The organism is Nostoc sp. TCL240-02 (assembly GCF_013343235.1).
Taxonomy (GTDB): domain Bacteria; phylum Cyanobacteriota; class Cyanobacteriia; order Cyanobacteriales; family Nostocaceae; genus Nostoc.
The window spans coordinates 1865627-1884134 of sequence record NZ_CP040094.1; the positions used below are offsets into that span (position 1 = coordinate 1865627).

Sequence of the window (18508 nt, forward strand, 5' to 3'; positions counted from 1 at the left end):
TAAAAAAAATAATACAAGAGTAGAGGGGGAGCGTAATCTACCATTCTTTGAGGGTTGGTGGTGTGTTAGGACAATAGTGCATAACACACCTTACAAATTGGAGATTTTTTTAATTGGAAGTCCCTAAACGATCGCCTCTTTAACTACATTGGTTACTACATCTTCCAATATCAGCAAAGACTGGTGAGTCTCTTGCAATTCCAAGGTCAACAGGGAACGCCGAGGGGGTTGTGCTAACTGTTCAATATTTTCCACATTCATGGTGTAAGAAGTTGCCGATTGAGCGGCTGGCAACCAAGCCCGAATTTTGCTGCTACTAAAACCCTTGCTGAGTAATTTTGCTCCTGGTTTCACTGCTAATTTTGGTGGTTCAGAGAGAATGGTGTGTACATTAGTTCCACCAAAACCAAAGGAACTGATACCAGCAAATTTAGGATTAGTTTGATTCCAGAGTTGGGTTGTTTGGGCTGGATAGAAAGGTGAATCGGCAAAGTCAAAGCGGGGATTCACCTCTTGACAGTTGAGTGATGCGGGGATGACTTGATTGTGCAGTGACAATGCTACTTTGATGAAGCTAGCCACCCCAGCCGCGCTTAGTAAATGCCCGATATTGGTCTTCACGCTACCCACAGCACAGCGATTTTCTGTCCCCACCCCGGTAAACACCTGGGACAAGGCTCGCAACTCAATCGGGTCGCCAATCATAGTTGCAGTTCCGTGAGTTTCGATGTAACTAATTTGTTCTGCTGAAAGGTTGGCTTTTGCCAGTGCTGTTTCAATAACTTCCACTTGACCTTCTACACTGGGGGTAGTGATGCCCATTGTATGACCATCGTTGTTAGCAGCTGTAGCGGCAATTACTGCATAGATGGGGTCGCCATCAGCTAAAGCTTGTTTTAAAGGTTTGAGAAAGACACAACCCGCACCCTCACCAGGGACAAATCCATTGGCGCGTTCGTCAAAGGTAAAACATTTACCATCGGGAGATAAAGCCTGTGCTGCACTGAGGAAGAGATATGGTTTTTCATCTAAGAGAACTTCCACGCCACCAGCTAAAGCCATTTCTGATTCACCCTGTAGTAAACTTTGACAGGCGAGATGGATAGCCATGAGAGAAGATGAGCAGGCCGTATCAATTACCAGACTCGGCCCTTTGAGATTGAGATAATGGGAGACATGGGAAGCGATAAAGTTTTGTCCTACACCAACAACGCTGGATTTTTTGGGGACTTGAATGCGATCGCCATATCCTGCTACCCTAGCACCAACAAATACTCCGACCTTGCGTTTGTTTACATCTTTGATGGTGTGACCAGAATCTACCACCGCTTCCACGCAGCTTTGACAAAATAGGCGCACTAAGGGGTCAACATCACTTGCTTCATTTTGAGATACACCAAACATGGCGGGGTCAATGTATTCTAAATCGTCAATAAAACCGCCCCATTTACTGATTGATTTACCTGATGTCAATTCTCTAGTGTAATGTTGTTCGATATCCCAACGAGAGTTGGGTACTTCTCGGATGCTGTCAACGCCGGCTACTAGGTTGTTCCAGAAGATTTCTTTGTTGGCTGCACCTGGGAATTTGCAGGCGATACCAATGACGGCGATTTCCGTTTGAGATGAATTTTGGGGATTTTGCTTACGCAGAGGCGCAGAGGCGCAGAGAGGGGATAGAGGTACAGGTGGAATTTCTACTATTTGGGGTTGTGTTACTGGTATTTTTTGCTCTAATTGGTCGTGGTGATGGCTGATGAGATGTTCTGCTAGGCGTGATATGGAATCGTACTGTAATAACAGTGATGGGTCTAATTTCATTCCCAGCCATTGGTCGATTTTGTTGACGATACCAGCTAAGAAAATAGAATCAACACCCAAAGCCTCAAAGGAGGTTTCATACTTGATTTGGTCTAAGGCAATGTGGAGTTCACGGGATAGGATTTGGCTTAATGATTCTAAAACGTAAGTCTTCAAAGCATTGCCATCAGTGGGAAAGTTTTGTTTTGGTAATGATACTGGCTGGATTTTCGGCGTAGTCTGTTCCTTTGCAACTAGGGGCAATTCTGATACATTTAATTGTTCTTGACTAGCCAGACACGCTACGGTGTGGATTTGCGGGGGTAAAGCCAAGATAGTATCTAATGACTGCAAACCTACGGCTGTTGACAAAGGTACAAGTCCTATTTTGGTCATTGGCTGACTAGTTAGCTGTCCCATTCCGACTTCTTTCCAGTTTGACCACTGAATAGCGCGGTAGTAGGTATTGCCTTGGGCTACTTGGTAAGCAGCGAAGTAATTCATGTAGGCGTTAGCTGTTGCGTAATCACTAATACCTACAGCTAGCTTAGGTACAATACTCGACAGGGATGAGAACAAGACGAATGCTTCTAAATTGTCATGCTCAAAGATGCGGTGTAAAACTTCCAGAGCAGTAGTTTTGGGAGACAATATAGAAATAATGCTGTCTAAGTTTTTATGCAAGAAAGCTGGTGATTCTGAGGAAACGCAGCCTGCACAGTGGAATACTTGAGTAATTCGTCCATATTGACGGCGAATGTTTTGGAAATAGACTTCTAGGGCAGCATAATCTGTTAATTCGCCAGTATGGAGTTCTACGGTTACGCCTTGTTTTTCTAGGTTAAGAATGTTGGTAATTTTGCTAGCAATTGCGGGGTTTGCATTCGGTGCTGCGATGACTTCTTCCCATTGTGTTCTGGGGGGTAATGTAGTTTTACCCATTAAAACTAGGGTTTTATAACCTTGACGCGCCAAATGTTGAGCAACTTCATTACCGATACCACCTGTACCGCCAGTAATCACAACCATTCCCTGTGGTAATTTCTGCAACTGGCTGGGTTTATAGTTCAGAGGTGCGAGGGTAGAGACAAAGCGATCGCCATCTCGGTAACAAATTTCGGTAAACTGATCGTAGTCCTGATACTCTTGGGCAATAATTTGACTTAAAGCTGCTAAATCTGAGTTGTTGGGGTCTAAATCAATGGTCTTGGCATAACAAGACTTATATTCTGCGCCCAACATCTTGAATAACCCCGTCAGTTTTGCACCACGCAGGTTAGCTGATGTCCCGTTAATGTTTTGTAACCCTTGGGTAACTTGTATTAAACGCAGTGGTTTGCGGGTGTTTAATAAAGATTGCAGTAAGGCAATGTTGCCTAAAATAGACTGACTATTGGCGGTTAAATCAAGAATACCTGTGATATGTGAGGATGATATCTCATTGTTAAATCTAGCTCTGTGGTCGGCATTATCAAAGCAGAATTGATAATGCTGGGGTGTGATTTGTGTGTAGGTATGACTTTTCACGTCATCTGGAACATTGTTCTCTTGACCTAACCCCGTAACCCCTTTTCCTACAAAGGAAGGGGGAAAATTCAAAGCCTCTCCCCTAAAAAGAGAGGGGTTTTCTAAATTCTCCGCCACTACAAAAGTTGCATGATGATGCTGTGCTTGCAGAGTATCAATCAGAGGTTTGGTATCATCACTAGCTAAGACAATGATTGTACCTTGTAAAACAACCTGGGCATCCTTGGGTAATGCTTGACGCTGCCATTGTGGTATGAGCAGGCTGATGTGTTCTTTTGCAGATACTTTGATAGTCGTAGCTGGTGCGGTGTTTGTTTCAGGAAGCCAATACTTATCAAGGCTAAATGGGTATCCAGGTAAGGGAACAACGGCAGGGGAATAATCTCTAGGCAATACCTTAGCCCAATCGATATTTAATCCTCCTACCCACAACTTAGCCAACTTAGAATATGCTGGTTTTTGAGCTAGCGATCGCAAATGCTCTTCTAGTTCTTGCGGACTCTCAAATAGCTCTTCATAGGCTTGGCGATGACTAGAATCACCCACAAAAGTCTTAGTGTCTTCTAGCTTCCCATTGATAAAGTTTTGCAGAGAATCACCCAATTCCTCAAGTGTGTTTGCCACAATAGTCAGACGATACTCCATAGCTTCCCTGCCTTTTTGTAAGGTGTAAGCTATATCTGCTAAGGAGAAGCTATTTTGTTGTGACAAAAATACAACTATGCTTTGAGCGTAGGCAGTTAGTCTTTCTTTTGATTTGGCAGACAATACAACTAACTGCGGCTGAGATGAATTTGATGTATGGATGTGTCGAGGAAGCGCTAAATATTCTTCTAGAACTACGTGAGCATTCATACCGCCAAAACCAAAGGAACTCACCCCGGCTCGACGTGGCTGTTCTTTGCCTGTAGCGGTTGTTTGGCGTTCCCAATTAACTTGTTTTGCGGCAATCTGCAACGGAGAATTATCCAGACGGATATACTTATTCAGATTGGTAAAGTTTGCATTGGCAGGAATTATACCTTTTTGCAACGCCAAGATAGTTTTTAATATTCCTACCACCCCGGCTGCGGCTTCTAAATGTCCGATGTTACTCTTGACAGAACCTATATAACAATCTTGGGTAGTCTCAACAGTGGCAAAAACCTTCTTCAGTCCGTTAATTTCTATCGGGTCGCCCAAGGTTGTGCCAGTACCGTGTGCTTCAATATAACCAAGGGTAGCAGGGCTAACTTGGGCATCGGCATAAGCTGCTAAAATCGTCTCTGCTTGAGCTTCGGGAGCAGGTGCAGTCAAGGAATTGGTATGGCCGCCGTGTCCCACTGCCACACCTTTGATAACAGCATAGATATAGTCACCATCGCGTTCAGCTTTCGCCAAGGGTTTTAATAACAGTGCCCCTGCACCTTCACCTCTAACATAACCATTGGCGCGTTCATCAAAAGGGCTACACTCACCTGTTTTACTTAACATCCCCGCCTTAGAAAAGACTATATAGGATGTCAAAGAAGTGATAACATTAACACCACCTGCGATCGCTAAATCACATTTTTCTGACCGTAATAATTCCACAGCCCGATTTATCGCTACCAATGAACTTGAGCAAGCTGTATCAATTGCTTCACTAGACCCCTTTAAGTTCAACAAGTGAGAAATTCTATTAGCCAGTACAGCATGACTCACACCCGTACCCAAGTGCGGTTCTACGGAGTTTTCCTGCTGACACAACATCTCATAATAATCAAAGTTAGAAGCACCAACAAATACCGCCGTCTTAGAACCCGATAACTCCGAAGCGCGATATCCAGCATTCTCAAGAGCGTGCCACACACATTGGAGAAATATGCGTTGCTGCGGATCCATTAATTGGGCTTCCCGTGGAGAAATGCCAAAGAAACAAGCATCAAAACACTCGACATCTGCTATAAATCCACCTTTGAGGAAAGGAGAAAGTTCTGGAGATTGTAAGAGATTTGTTTGCTCTGTCTTCTGGGGTAAACGTTGAGCCGGAAAATCAGTAATGTTAACTTTACCTGCTGTCAATAACTGCCAAAATTCTTCTAAGGTTTTAGCTTGCGGTAATAATACACCAATACCGATAATTGCAATATCTTGAGGGGAAGATTCATATTCCAAAACATCAGCTAAAGTTGATGTCTCCTCTGCAATTACAGCAACAGCACCTTCTTCTTTAGTGCTAGTTTCTAAACTTGGCTGTAGATTCTGCTGAATAAACTCTGCCAAAGCAGTAATTGTATGACATTCATACAGCAGATCAGGAGTTACAGGAATTTTAAATTCACCTTCCAGAAAAGTAGTTAATTCCACATAATTTAAAGAATCAAATCCCAATTCGCTAGGTGAAAAAGATAAATAGACTTCTTCAGGAGGTATTTCTAGGATTGCTGCAATTTTATTTTGTAACCGATCCTCAATTTGATAGATATTATTCATTGTAGATATTGCTGTCAATAATAGATTTTGAAAATCATCTGTAGGTTTGGTATAACGCAGTGAAACTCAACATTAACGACGAGGTATTTGTTGGGTTTCCTGACATCAACCCAACTTACTTTCTAGCTTCTCAACTGCAACTACTTGTCTAGCAACAGCCTCGCGGAAACCATTTTGTGGATATAGAGTTGTACAATGTCTTCTGCGTTTCTTCCCACTAGAAGTTTTTGGCAAAGTTCCAGGCAAAATTAACACCAAATCATGCAACCTCAACCCATGAACATCAGAGATATTTTTTCTCACAATTGCTAATAGGTGGCTATAGTCAACCTTGTTGAGCATATCTTTTTTGATTTCACAGACCACAACCAACTTTGCATTTCCATCATCATTGAGATCAACTGTAAACGCTGCTGCCCCCCCTGGACGGATTGCAATATTACTTTTCTCAACAGTGTTTTCTATATCATCAGGATAATGATTCAATCCCCGAATAATAATCAAATCTTTCAAGCGACCTGTAATAAACAATTCCCTTTCTACAAAAAAGCCAAAGTCTCCAGTCCGCAGATAAGGACCTTCTCCTGTGGTGAGATAAGCTTGAAAAGTTTCTTGAGTTTGTTGGTTTATGTTCCAATATCCGGCTGCAACTGAACCCCCAGCAATCCAAATTTCACCAATTTCACTAGGACTACAAAGCGTATGAGTTTCTGGGTTCACGATGCGAACATCATGCTCACCATGAACATTCCCACACCCAACTAAAACCTTTTTAGTGTCGTTATCTACAACCTTGATGCGATGATTTTCTAGTTCTTGTTCATCTACTGGAAGCAACACAGGTTTGTCTTGGGGATTTCCACCAGAAACAAACAGAGTAGTTTCAGCCATACCATAACAAGGATAAAAAACTTCCGCTTTGAAGCCATATTTTTTAAATCTATTAATAAAGCTTTCGACCACATTAGCTTTTACAGGTTCAGCACCATTAAATGCAATTTTCCAACTAGATAAATCGATATCTTTAATTTCTTCATCGGTGATTTTATTCACACACAATTCATAAGCAAAGTTGGGACCACCGCTAGTAGTAGCCCGATATTCTGAGATAGTTTTCAACCACATTGCAGGCGACTGTAAAAAACTGACGGGAGGAAAGAGTACAGATTTAATTCCTAGATATAGGGGTTGGAGAACATTACCAATTAAACCCATATCGTGATATAGCGGTAGCCAGCCAACAAATATGGTTTCTTGAGAATGTTGAAATCCTTGTTTAATGGCTTGCTGATTATGAATGAGATTACTATGCGTCACCATCACACCTTTTGGTTGTCCTGTAGACCCGGAGGTGTATTGCAGAAACGCAATATCAGAGCCTTGAATAGCTGGCATTTTCCAGTCACAACTAGCTGCTTCTAGTTGGGAGTTTGTAGCTATCCACCGTGCATTATTGATATAGGGAATTTCGCTGTAAATCTTCTGAAAATCAACAATAGAGTCATCAGTTGTTAGTACAAATTTAATTTGTGCATTTTCTACAATTCCACTGAGGCGAGAAATTTCTCTTTGATTACGTACAGGATGCACAGGTACTGGAATTACCTTGGCATATAAACAGCTAAAAAAGGCAACGATAAAATCAATTCCCGGACGATATAACAATAGCGCCCTTTCTCCATCAGGATTGTATTTTTGCAGTTCTGCAGCTATGGCTGCAGCTTTTGTGTGCAACTGTCCAAAAGTTACTTCCAGCTTTGATTCTGGTGAATTAATAAAGACGAATGCTGTATCGTTTGTTTGTAAAGATGCTCTGACATTTAAAATTTCTACATAGTTTGAAAATTTGGTAGCTGCATTGATAATTCTTTCAGTCATAACTTGAAATGCCTCATTTAGTTTGTAGAATGATTAATTGCTTTTTGCCATTGGGCATACAAATCTGTGAACTAAAAATTAGTTTTTTAGTTCATTCACTATGAGGAACGGATTAAAACCTAGTAACTGTTGTAACCAATATAGCGATCGCAGCAATCAATTACTAATTATTAGTCACTTATTTCAGAGGCAATTATACATAAAACTAGAATCTGCTTGGTACTGTAAACGAGTACGGTACAACCAAGGTTTCAGATTCTTAAATTTAAGAACCTACGATTGGTACAGTTTTTATTCCTAGCGATCAATTCTTTAACGTAACTTTCTCCATCACTGCTTATTTCACCCCCTAACTAGGAGTAAGTTCAGTGAGAAAATCGATATCTTTCAGGCTCTTTTGTTTATCTTTCATCTTTTCGTTTTTTCATTGTCTTACTAGTAAATGCAGTTTGCGAAAGAATCAGCTTATCGTAGCACTGACAAGCTAGTGAAAATACTTACATTTATTTATTCAACTTGAGTTGAAACTTTTATGGAATAAATAATAAGTATTTGTGTCTTTATAAATCTGAATCATCAACAAAATTGAGCGAATCGACCGTAATTAGGAACAAACATCGCTAGAAATCTATGTTACGCGATCACCCCAGAAACAGCAACATCGACTGAAAACCTTATTCTTTGATCAATTTTCAAAACTTTTTAGCCTACTAACTTTTGTAAGGCCAAAACTAAAGACCTGTTGGTGGCATTGAAAGCGAGTATAAACGTCAGGGTTAGCGCGTCTTAAACCCTATTGACAGGGGGATTATGGCAGAGGTACTGAGTTTGAGAGAGCCGCAGCCAACACAGAAAGCATATAGCGCTCGTTCATAGCTGCTCGTCGTGATTTTTGGCGAATACTGCGACGAAAAGATGATTCTCGCTCTAATGCATTCAGGGCAATACGACGTAGTAAAGCAAAGTTTTGTGGGCTGTACAGAGAACGAATTCGGGACTCATCCTCATGAAAGGTAACATCTAATGTCCAATGAACAGAATTTTCTATTCCCCAATGCTGGCGAATTGCACTAGCAATTTTGTTTGCATCACTGACGAGACTAGTAATGTAAAATTACACCTCTTGTGTTGTTTTATTCCAATGCTGAATCGAACGTACTACCATCACAATTGTTTTTAGCCCTACCCATAAATCTAGTTGATAAAGTCCAGGAATCTGGGACATAGGTACAGTGTAAACTGTACGCTTTTCAATGCGATTATGCCCTTTCTCGATACGCTGACTAATGCTGATATCGCTACCTTCAAATCCAATGGATTGTGCTGCCCCAAACCAGTTTTTGACTTGTTGATGCAGTGTGGGATGATTATCTTTCAGGCTCAGAATATAAGATACTCGCGATCATAATAACCCAAAGGGGCCAATTGTTAGCGCCCATCTCTTTGCTGGTTTAGTGCGGACAACAATGCACCTAGATTTAGATGATTTGATTGAACCGCAAACACTACAAACCTTTAAACCACACGGCCCACACCAATTTTCATCTCCTAACCAGGAGGGTGATTCTGTAGTAGCACCTGTTGAAAAAGCGAATGTTTTTGCAATGATCGAGGAGGTGACAACTTTAGAAGATGTCCGCAATTTGGCATCAGATGAGGATGTCCAAAAATGGTAGAGCGCGATCACTAACCATCTGAATAAATGTCAAAGATGAGATTTCTTTAGTTAAACTGCAACGTGTGTTGCAAATGCCGATGGTAGAAGTATGGTTAGGACTATTGCTGGGTGGTTTTACTTAGAATAACTTAGTAGTTTTTGTTACAGCCATAATGTCTGAGTGAAAACCTCTCTAACTTCGGCCATCTTCAACGGCATTGTAAAGCATTCATAAGTCGGAAGTCGGAGGTGGCAATACGGTTCGGTTAACAAAGTCGAGGCGAACAGTTCTTGAGCAGGGGGAGAGAAATTTTAATAACTTTCCCTGCTTATGCGAACCGTATTGGACACATGGAAACTCATCTTTAGTATAAATACGCAGCTAAAACTTTATTAAATGTGCTAATTTGAGCTTACTGTATGTAATCGATAGCATATAAACGTCAAATTTTCTATTAGTCTATAAGTAAAACTTGTAACTCACAGCATTTAACTTACTGTAATATCGCAACAAAGGAGTTTCAAATCTTGAAAGACTATATCTGTGAGATTTTTGCCCAAAATGTTGGTTTATCTATTGCAGAAATTTTTGAAAATGACTTGACGCTATCGGCGATTATTGCTCGTTCCGATCTCCTACATAACAGCATCGATCTGATGGAGGTTTTCGCCAAAACTGCGAATATGCTGAAAAAGCAGTATGGAGTCCAAATACGTTTGCCAGCTTTCTCTCTTGATACACCTATTTCAGATGTATTAGAAGCATTTTTAAATGAAGCTGATACAGTTAATACATTGACCTAAAAATGATAAATTTTAAATCTAAACAAGGCTTTTCAAACAATCTCTAAAACTTAAAGATTAAATTCAAATATCTTCACTATGGTAAATACAATTTCTCGATCTGATATTGTCAGTAACTTATATGCAATTGTTGCCGAGCAACGAAGCTCTTTAGTTGATTTAATATGGGAACAACACTATTTCCATGAAAAGCGCCGATGGAGTGCAGTGGAAATGATTGGTGCAATTAACCTGGAGGCTGTGAATAAATTTGACAAAGCTAATCTCTGGAATGCTGGACGTGCAGAATTGACTACTAAGCCAGGAGCCGATCGCTTGGCTAGATTGGCTGATGCTGAGTGTCGTCGTTGGCAAGATGGCAATCCAGTTTTAGCAAGCATTATGCAAGCTTGTAGTACTTGGAGCCGTTACTGGAATGAGGAAGAAAGCTTTCACGAAACCACACTTAATCGCTTATCGACTTTACTCAGTCTAGAACCTGTCAGTGACGAGACTGTCATTGAGTTTCGGAAGATTTTTCCTGACGATGACATGCTCAGAACACTAGTATTATTAGCGATTTCAGAGATTACAGCTACGGTTAACTACTCTTGGTGTGCTAGTGTTGCTCAAGACCCTGGATTGAAAAAGTTATTTAAGCAAATTGCTGCTGATGAATCGCAGCATATGACATACTTCATAAGTTTTGCCAAAGCTTTAGTTGATAGTAAAGAGTACTCACCCAAAGGCGCATTTGCTGTTGCACACTTGTTTGTGCGAGAAGGGGGCGAACTTTATGGTAGTAACCGCCAACATCTTGAGCAGCGAGATTCTCACGTCAACTGGTGGGATTCCATCAAGTATGAGATGGTTCTGCCAGACAATATTGAGCGCAAACAAAGTCTGATCTTTTCTGCTCTCAGACAAATTACAGGAATTCAGGTAAACTCTGCGGCTGAAGTTGAGCAGACATGGCTGGAACTGGTGGGATGTTAATTGGACTGGGACACGATATTCAACTGATTGCAGAACTAACAACAGTTGAAGCTTTGAAAGTTCCAGGCATTTTCTTTACAAACACTGAGTGCCTTTACTTCAGCCAAAGTAAAAACCCTCTCCAAAGTATGGCAGGTACTTTTTCAGCTAAAGAAGCCTTGTTTAAGGCTTTGGCAATGGCCCCTAATTTCTACTGGACAGATGTAGAAGTGCGACATAATTCCTGTTACGCACCTTACTTTGAATTTTACGGCTCACTGGCAGAGCATGTTCAGGTTCAAGGTTGGACTGTTCACCTTTCCATATCTCACAGTGGGGATTATGTGTCTACTGTTGTGGCTATCTCTCCCCAGCCATGATTGCAGCGACTTGGCAGTAGAAAGGTGCAAATAAACAGCAGTGTGTAACAAAAAGTAAAGTTAACTAAAACTCTCTTCCCCCTTGCTCCCTGACCCCTGCTCCCCTGTGCCTCTTTTGACCTTCTGCCACGCTACTTGCTCGGAGAAAACCTCTGCAACGTAGTGGCTCCTCTGCCTTCTACCTTGCCTTGATAATAAATATTCACGCCAACCCACTTATGAACTTTGAAGCTGTTAATCTAAAACTTCAGGTACGCCCAAATGACCTTGACAGTTTGGGTCACGTCAATAATGCCACTGTTCTCGAATACCTAGAAGCAGGGCGATGGTCATGGCTTGAGCATCACAACTTATTTCACGGACAGCGGATTATTCCTGTAGTTGCTCGTATTGAAGTCAACTATAGCCGTGAAATATTACCTGGAGAGGTCAATATTATTACGAAACTCAAAGATGCGGAGGAAAATTACTATTATCAAGTAATTTTTCACCAATTTATTGAGATTTTCAAAAACGGAACTGTAAAGGTTGCTGCCGATGCTCTTGTGAAAGTAGCATTCATTGATTCAATTGAACGATCGCTTAGAACTCTCCAGGATTTTCTTGATGAAAATAAGCAACAAGATAGTTGAGGTCAAAACAATGCAAGACTTACAACCTAGAACTAAGCTGTCGATGACCGCGATCGCAATGATTCAGGCTCTCAAGAATACTGACTCACACTTGGGCTTGTTCATAAGGCAGGATCGCGCTGCTGAGTCTAAGTTTCTCGCCTATTGTGAGATGTACCAGAAGATTGCAGCCTATATGGAGTACTTTCGGGCTGCGGGTGTGACAGCTGGCTCAAAGATTCTGTTTCCTTTTGAAACAACCGAAGGTGTGATTATTGCATTCTTTGCTTTAGTTGGACTGGGAGCAATTCCACTGTCAGTCAAACCCTACAGCATGGGTGTTGTTAAAGAGAGCTACCTGCAATTTTTGACGAAGGTTACAACCCAATATCAAGCTGAATTTGTGTTGGAAGCACCTAGTATTAGAAGTTTAGAATTGAGCCTCCAGCGTCTACACTTACCAGACACAGATATTCAGCCCCAAGAATCAGCAAATTTTGCAACAATTACAGATACTGATATTGCTTTTGTGCAGTTTTCTTCTGGCTCGACTTCTTTCCCCAAAGGAATTCCAGTCACTCATGGGAAAATTGTGACACAAATGCAGGCGATCGCTAACCATGCTCAAAATAGACCCAGTGATGCAACTGCAAGTTGGCTGCCACTTTATCACGATATGGGATTAGTCGGTGGTTTGCTCACAACGCTATACGTGAGGCATAACTTGCACCTAAGTACCCCAATACATTTTTTGATGAATCCTGTGGAGTGGTTGAGCGAACTGTCAGAAAAAAAGATTGCGATCGCAGTTATTCCAGATTTTGCCATTAGCTACTGTCTCCGTCGCTTGGCAATTACCGATCCAGAAGAAATTGCCAACTTAAACTTGACCCAGCTACGAATGGTTTTCAATGGCAGTGAGCCAATTAATATAGACAAACTACATCAGTTCTTGGAAGTGCTTGCACCCTATGGATTGCAACCTACAGCAATTAAGCCTTGCTACGGCATGGCGGAGGCAGTCCTGATGATTTCCTGCTGTAAGTTAGAAGATGTTCCCCGGATTATGACTTTGGCAAATGGCTGCAAAGCTATTTCCGTAGGTCAAGCGTTGAGTACATTTGATATCCGTTTAAGAACTGAAGATGGTCTTTTATGCCATGAGGGTGAAATTGGTGAAGTTGAACTCAAAGGCGGGACTTTGGTCGATAATTATTTTGAAAGCGAACGCCCTTTTTACAATTGTGATGGTTTTTTCCCTACTGGTGATTTGGGTGTAATTAGCGAGGGTGAGTTGTTCGTCACAGGTCGGCTGAATGATCGCTTCAAAATTAATGGTCAAAGTTATTTTGCGAGTGATTTTGAACATGCCATAGAGTCGCTACCGTTTGTACAACCGAGCAAAGTTGCGACAATTCAGGCTGATGACCGCATTATCGTCTTGATAGAAACCAAACAGGCCAGTGTTCTTCAGCAATTAATTGACCATCAGCGCCAAGTCAGCGAGATTGTTCTCAACCAGCTGGGTATTAAAATCCCTGTGGACAATATACTCTTCATTCGCCCAGGACAACTAGAAAAAACTAGCAGTGGCAAGTTACGGCGAATAGCAATCACTCAAGCCTACATCACAGGAAAAATTATGCTTGCTAAAAACGCTAGAAATGGGTGTTAATTCTCTACTAAGCTTTCACGCACGGATGACAGATAAGGTTTGGTTTGCTTCCCCAATTCTTGCAACTGCAAAATACTTGAAAACCTTGATTTATCGTTACAATAGTATTAGTAGTTAATAACCTCCAGAGGGTTAGTCTGAGCGCTATTGAGCTTACTCGTCGTTAGGAGATTCCTTATCTTCTTCGCCATCCTTGTCAAAATTTGTATTACTAATCCGTGATTTCTCACAAGTTAGAAAAAAACATTCAGATGCTCAAGATTAAGACTAATCGAATTGATACATAACTAACTCAGAAATGAAGACGAGATATTTTTAAGTATTAATACAGAGTATATTAGCTAAATAAATAACTAAAAATACTGAAGTGCTGAAATAAAAAACCTTTGGATATAAAATCTAGGCATGGCAAAATTAGAGTCCTATATCAAACTCTCAGTGCATGTTAATAATTCAGGTTTAAACAGTTTAAAAAACAGTTTGACAACGCTAGAGTTCAACGCGGAAGTAATTAAAGCAGCAACGTCTGAAAATCACTCAATGATTGCCCTCATGGATTGCTCATTCATTGCCAAAAGCGGCGAAAAGACCTTTGGACTCGACCAATTTTACAATGGCAGTCATAATCGAGTCGAGAGAGGGTTAGAAGTGTCCTTGGTGGCGGTGGTAGATGTAGAAACTGAAGTAGGCTATGGTCTGCTTGCTGAACAAACATTTGACCAAACCTTCTGTCCAGACCTGACGCGGATGGACTACTATCTCCACCACCTGGAAATTACTCAACCTCAATTACCTACCCAAGTTCGCTACCTTGCTGTAGATGGAGCATATGCCAAGGAGCCTTTTGTCACGGGGGTCAGGGCACTCAATGACCATTTGCTCGACACCTTTATTTCAACGTTAGGACTCTCGCCGACTCTAATTAAATCCCATCCTAACTACCAAAACCTACTATCTTACGGCGTTATTGCTGCTTAATTTTGTCCGGAGTATTGATCTAAAGGATAATCAGCTATGCATCATCGGTGAGAGACTAAGATTAAGCGCCTTTTGTCAATCAGTTAAAATACTTACAATAGTCTGATTGAAAATGATAATCGTACATGAGTGAGGGTGGAAAGAGGCAACCGACTCTCGCCTCCTTCCACCCTCTATTTGATTATCTGTGGTTTTATTTTCCCGATTAATGCATTTCGTCGTATTCTGGAGCTTCAACTCGTCTTGCTTCCATCCGCGAAGCCGGCAAAAACTCAGCGCGACGAACTGGAACCAAGGGAGGTGTATTTCCTTGGTAGGGGTGAATCACTTGTACAGTACGGGCTGGACGCTGCCGTGGCGAGAACAAAGCCAATACTCCAGCGACGACAACACCACCACCAATAGTCAGAGTTGCGCCTCCCACAGCCCAAAGCATGGGTGAAGACCACCAAGAGGTTTGCGGCTGGAGTGCTGCTACTTTCTGTTGGTTATACTGCTGGGCTTGTTGCCACTGCTGCTGAGTATTGAAATTTTGAACTTGTCCTTGAAGTTGTTGATTTTGCAACTTCAACTGTTCATTGTCGTTCTTTAAACGCTCCAGCTGCATCTGCGTATTCAGCTTTTCCATCTCCAGACGTTGGTCAGCACTGGTAGCGGTTGGTGGCTGATTAGGATTGGGATACATTGGTTGCCCATAAGGGCCGTAAGGATACATTTGTGGCTGTATTCCCGGCGCTACTACCCCTGGCATTTGCGGAGCAACAGCAAAGTTAGGTTGTAGAGGGGTATTTGTTCCTTTGAGCAATACGAGAGCCGCCAGCCCAGCTACGGCGACCCCGCCGATAAACGCCATACTCTCACTCATCGCCTATGCTCCTCAATTGCGACGTAACTATAATCATTTGTGACTGACTCACTCTCACACTCACACTCATAAATTATGCCTACTTGACTTCACATAATACTCAAACTATAAGCGACCGTATCAGCTAGTTTTTTTACATCATGATATCTGATGTTAATATTCAAAACCATAATGGTCAAATTGTCTACCAAACAAGGATAGAAAAACTACGCTGTTATACTTTTTAATCTACTTTTCCGTTCTAATCAAGAGGAGTATTTGTGCTGGTTTTGATGGCTGCTTTGAGACTTTGGCAAAATTGGGCGATCGCATTTAGTCCTTGCTCTGGTGTGCCTTCTGCCAACCGTTTGACAACAGCGCTACCCACGATCGCCGCATCTGCGCCCCATTCCTTTACCTGACGGGCTTGTGCCGCATCGGAGATGCCAAAGCCTACACCGATGGGTTTCTCAGTAACACCACGAATTTGTTTGAGTAAATCGGACACGCGGCTTTCCAGTTGCGATCGCACTCCTGTAACCCCAGTGACGCTGACTAAATAAATAAATCCTTGGGAAGAATGAGCGATCGCTTCTATTCGTTTAGCATCGCTGGTGGGAGCGACCAACAAAATTACATCAATTCCCATCTCCTTAGCTGGTTCAAGCAAGCTTGCTGCTTCTTCCAAGGGCAAATCTGGTACTACCAATCCTGCTACCCCAGCAGCAGCTATTTCCTGGAGAAATTTATCAATTCCCCGATGCAAAATTGGGTTGTAATAGGTAAACAGAACAATGGGCGATCGCAATTTGGGAGTAATCCCTTGCAACATTTCCAGCACCTGCTCCAATTTTGTTCCCCTTTGTAGAGCACGGGTAGCAGCAGCTTGAATTACTGGCCCATCAGCTAGAGGATCGGAATAAGGTATGCCCAGTTCAATAATATCGGCTCCACTTTCATCTAGAACCTGCAAAGCTTTTGCTGTTGTTTCTAAATCTGGATCGCCAGCAGTAACAAACGGAATCAGAGCGCACTCATGATTCCGCCCAAGGGTTTCAAAGCAATCAGAAATTGCAGTCATTTCAGTCAAGTGTCAATAGTCAGTGGTCATTGGTCAGTGGTCATTAGTCATTGGTCATTAGCTTTAGGCAAGTTGCAAAGAACAAATGACAAAGAACAAATCAGACAACTGACCAATGATAACTTTACACCTGAGATTGCTCTTCTTGTTCTATTTCAGCTTGAATTCGTGCTAGCTCTTCTGGAGTAAGCTCATCTAGCCGCTTTTGCAGGAAGTCTTGCTCATATTGTTCCCGTTGTTGGTGGTAGGTCATTTTTTGTCCCACCGCACGGAAAAAATAGGTCGCTAACCAGCCAATTAACCCACTGACTAGTAAGACTTGGCTCCATATACCAGCTTTCTGAGTATCCAAACCGACTAGCTGCAATATTACATAAGCCAAGCCGCCGGCAATAAAAACACCTAAGCCAATTCCAATAGCGTCAATCCGTCGCATGAGAGTTATGACCTACCAATTCTCGTTAAACTTGAACTTGTCGCCGTTGGGGTCGGAAATTTGCAAACGGCGATAGAACCAACAAACCTGGAAAAAAGAAAAACACCAAAAAGTACATCAACAAACGCTCGATGGAGCTAGCTACATACCAACGCTGCTTCAGGTAAAACAATACAGCAATGGGGATTACCAGAAGGTAAGCTCCAGCCAAAATCAGATATAGCAGGGCGACAATCATAACTTTTTTGGTCTAAGCATCTGTTTTCCATCATAGGCTGAACAGCCAAACTGAGGGAAGTATAATCATGATGCTTTCAATATCACTACGCCATAATTCCTTTTTTTATCCAGATTGATTGATAAAAGCTAATTTTATGCTATTATCGTAAATCTACTAGCAAACAAATGCTTTAGTCACACAAGATGAAAAACTCATCTAGGTTGATTACGAATAAAACTTCCGATTTGGAAGCGATCGCACAATCTAGAAAAAATATTTTCAATCTAGTTGGACAAAAAACACAATTGATGGTGGAATAGATAAGGCGGTATTTGCTGCCTCCAAAAAATAACTAGTATAACTAGTTATTTACCAAACACCTGCGGGGGTGTGGCGGAATGGTAGACGCTACGGACTTAGATAACTGAGCCTTGAAGGAGAAATCCCTCAAGTGGAAGCTCTCAAACTCAGGGAAACCTAAATCTGGTGACAGACATGGCAATCCTGAGCCAAGCCCGAAAATTTTAGATTTGCGATTTTAGATTTGGGATTAGTTTTCAATCTAAAATCCAAAACCCAAAATCGAGGGAAGGTGCAGAGACCCGACGGGAGCTACCCTAACGTTAAGTCGAGGGTAAAGGGAGAGTCCAATTCTCAAAACCTAATTTGGCTATTGCCATCAGGTAGCAGTGAAAGCTGCGGGAGGATGAAAATCCGTTGACCGTAATAGGTCGTGTGGGTTCAAGTCCCTCCACCCCCACTAAAAATTGAAAATGCCAAAAAGCTTTTATATAAAGTATGGGTGAGTTGTATTTAATGGTAAATCAACTCGCCCATTTAGTTTGATCAAACAGAATCAAGAGTCAGAAGTCAGAATACAGGAAAGGTATTCTGTGTGACACAAAGACCGACCGTAGTTGAGCGTAGCTGAAACTCAGTGCATCGCTGGCGGATAGCGACGCGGAAAGCGAGTATTCGTACTCTGTAAGAGTTGCAAGCTACGCTTTTAGCGTCTCGTAGAGAGCGTCTGAATAACCGACTGATAGCGTAGCGGTAGCGTTCGTGCAGCGTCTCGTAGAGAGGAACAAGCGTCAAGATTGCTGACTCCTGTTAGCGGATAGCTGAGGTTAGCCCATTCTGACTTCTGAATTCTTCTTCAAATTGTACTTAATTATTGAGACTAAGTAATTTCACTGGTATTTTTGATGA

Annotated in this window: 15 protein-coding genes; 7 read left to right on the forward strand and 8 right to left on the reverse strand. The window is 41.8% G+C overall.

All coding sequences use genetic code 11. From position 1 onward, the window contains the following. Positions 1–123: 123 nt before the first annotated feature. The 3 genes from FBB35_RS08045 to FBB35_RS34425 form a co-directional block, all read right to left on the reverse strand. On the reverse strand, positions 124–5781 hold the full coding sequence (locus FBB35_RS08045; RefSeq protein WP_174709219.1) for a beta-ketoacyl synthase N-terminal-like domain-containing protein: 5658 nt from the start codon (positions 5779–5781) through the stop codon (positions 124–126). 105 nt (positions 5782–5886) lie between these two features. Next, the gene (locus FBB35_RS08050) at positions 5887–7659 is read right to left on the reverse strand and encodes a fatty acyl-AMP ligase (RefSeq protein ID WP_174709220.1); all 1773 of its coding nucleotides are present in this window, start codon (positions 7657–7659) and stop codon (positions 5887–5889) included. Between the two features lie 808 nt (positions 7660–8467). Further along, positions 8468–8767, reverse strand: a complete 300-nt coding sequence (locus tag FBB35_RS34425) for an ISAs1 family transposase (RefSeq protein ID WP_368041840.1) — start codon at positions 8765–8767, stop codon at positions 8468–8470. A gap of 358 nt (positions 8768–9125) precedes the next feature. On the opposite strand from FBB35_RS34425, the gene FBB35_RS34430 reads away from it, so the two are divergent. The 7 genes from FBB35_RS34430 to FBB35_RS33860 all read left to right on the forward strand — a co-directional run bounded on the left by FBB35_RS34430 (position 9126) and on the right by FBB35_RS33860 (position 14718). Then, positions 9126–9335: a hypothetical protein gene (locus FBB35_RS34430; protein WP_254625857.1), complete on the forward strand. Its 210-nt coding sequence runs from the start codon at positions 9126–9128 to the stop codon at positions 9333–9335. Between the two features lie 509 nt (positions 9336–9844). Then, positions 9845–10120, forward strand: coding sequence for a hypothetical protein (locus tag FBB35_RS08065; protein WP_174709221.1), 276 nt, complete (start codon positions 9845–9847; stop codon positions 10118–10120). A 78-nt stretch (positions 10121–10198) separates the two neighbouring features. Next, positions 10199–11095: an acyl-ACP desaturase gene (locus FBB35_RS08070; RefSeq protein ID WP_174709222.1), complete on the forward strand. Its 897-nt coding sequence runs from the start codon at positions 10199–10201 to the stop codon at positions 11093–11095. Continuing rightward, the gene (locus FBB35_RS08075; RefSeq protein WP_174709223.1) at positions 11071–11454 is read left to right on the forward strand and encodes a holo-ACP synthase; all 384 of its coding nucleotides are present in this window, start codon (positions 11071–11073) and stop codon (positions 11452–11454) included. Before FBB35_RS08070 ends, FBB35_RS08075 begins: the two co-directional genes overlap by 25 nt. Before the next feature lie 218 nt (positions 11455–11672). Continuing rightward, complete coding sequence (locus FBB35_RS08080) at positions 11673–12086, forward strand: thioesterase family protein (RefSeq protein WP_174709224.1); 414 nt, start codon at positions 11673–11675, stop codon at positions 12084–12086. A gap of 10 nt (positions 12087–12096) precedes the next feature. Further along, positions 12097–13740 (forward strand): AMP-binding protein, encoded by a 1644-nt coding sequence (locus FBB35_RS08085; RefSeq protein ID WP_217481697.1) that lies wholly within the window; start codon positions 12097–12099, stop codon positions 13738–13740. A 405-nt stretch (positions 13741–14145) separates the two neighbouring features. Continuing rightward, positions 14146–14718, forward strand: a complete 573-nt coding sequence (locus tag FBB35_RS33860) for a hypothetical protein (protein WP_217481698.1) — start codon at positions 14146–14148, stop codon at positions 14716–14718. A 205-nt stretch (positions 14719–14923) separates the two neighbouring features. Here the strand turns inward: FBB35_RS33860 and FBB35_RS08095 are convergent, their stop codons facing one another. The 5 genes from FBB35_RS08095 to FBB35_RS08115 all read right to left on the reverse strand — a co-directional run bounded on the left by FBB35_RS08095 (position 14924) and on the right by FBB35_RS08115 (position 18394). Beyond that, positions 14924–15583 (reverse strand): heterocyst differentiation related protein, encoded by a 660-nt coding sequence (locus FBB35_RS08095; RefSeq protein ID WP_174709225.1) that lies wholly within the window; start codon positions 15581–15583, stop codon positions 14924–14926. Positions 15584–15824: 241 nt separating this feature from the next. Beyond that, positions 15825–16643 carry a tryptophan synthase subunit alpha gene (trpA, locus tag FBB35_RS08100; RefSeq protein ID WP_174709226.1) on the reverse strand — a complete coding sequence of 273 codons (819 nt, stop codon included), beginning with the start codon at positions 16641–16643 and terminating at the stop codon, positions 15825–15827. 124 nt (positions 16644–16767) lie between these two features. After that, positions 16768–17079 carry a DUF3007 family protein gene (locus FBB35_RS08105; RefSeq protein WP_012412811.1) on the reverse strand — a complete coding sequence of 104 codons (312 nt, stop codon included), beginning with the start codon at positions 17077–17079 and terminating at the stop codon, positions 16768–16770. A 25-nt stretch (positions 17080–17104) separates the two neighbouring features. Continuing rightward, positions 17105–17317 (reverse strand): NAD(P)H-quinone oxidoreductase subunit L, encoded by a 213-nt coding sequence (gene ndhL, locus FBB35_RS08110; RefSeq protein WP_012412810.1) that lies wholly within the window; start codon positions 17315–17317, stop codon positions 17105–17107. Positions 17318–18169: 852 nt separating this feature from the next. After that, positions 18170–18394, reverse strand: a complete 225-nt coding sequence (locus FBB35_RS08115; RefSeq protein WP_174709227.1) for a hypothetical protein — start codon at positions 18392–18394, stop codon at positions 18170–18172. Between the last annotated feature and the right edge of the window lie 114 nt (positions 18395–18508).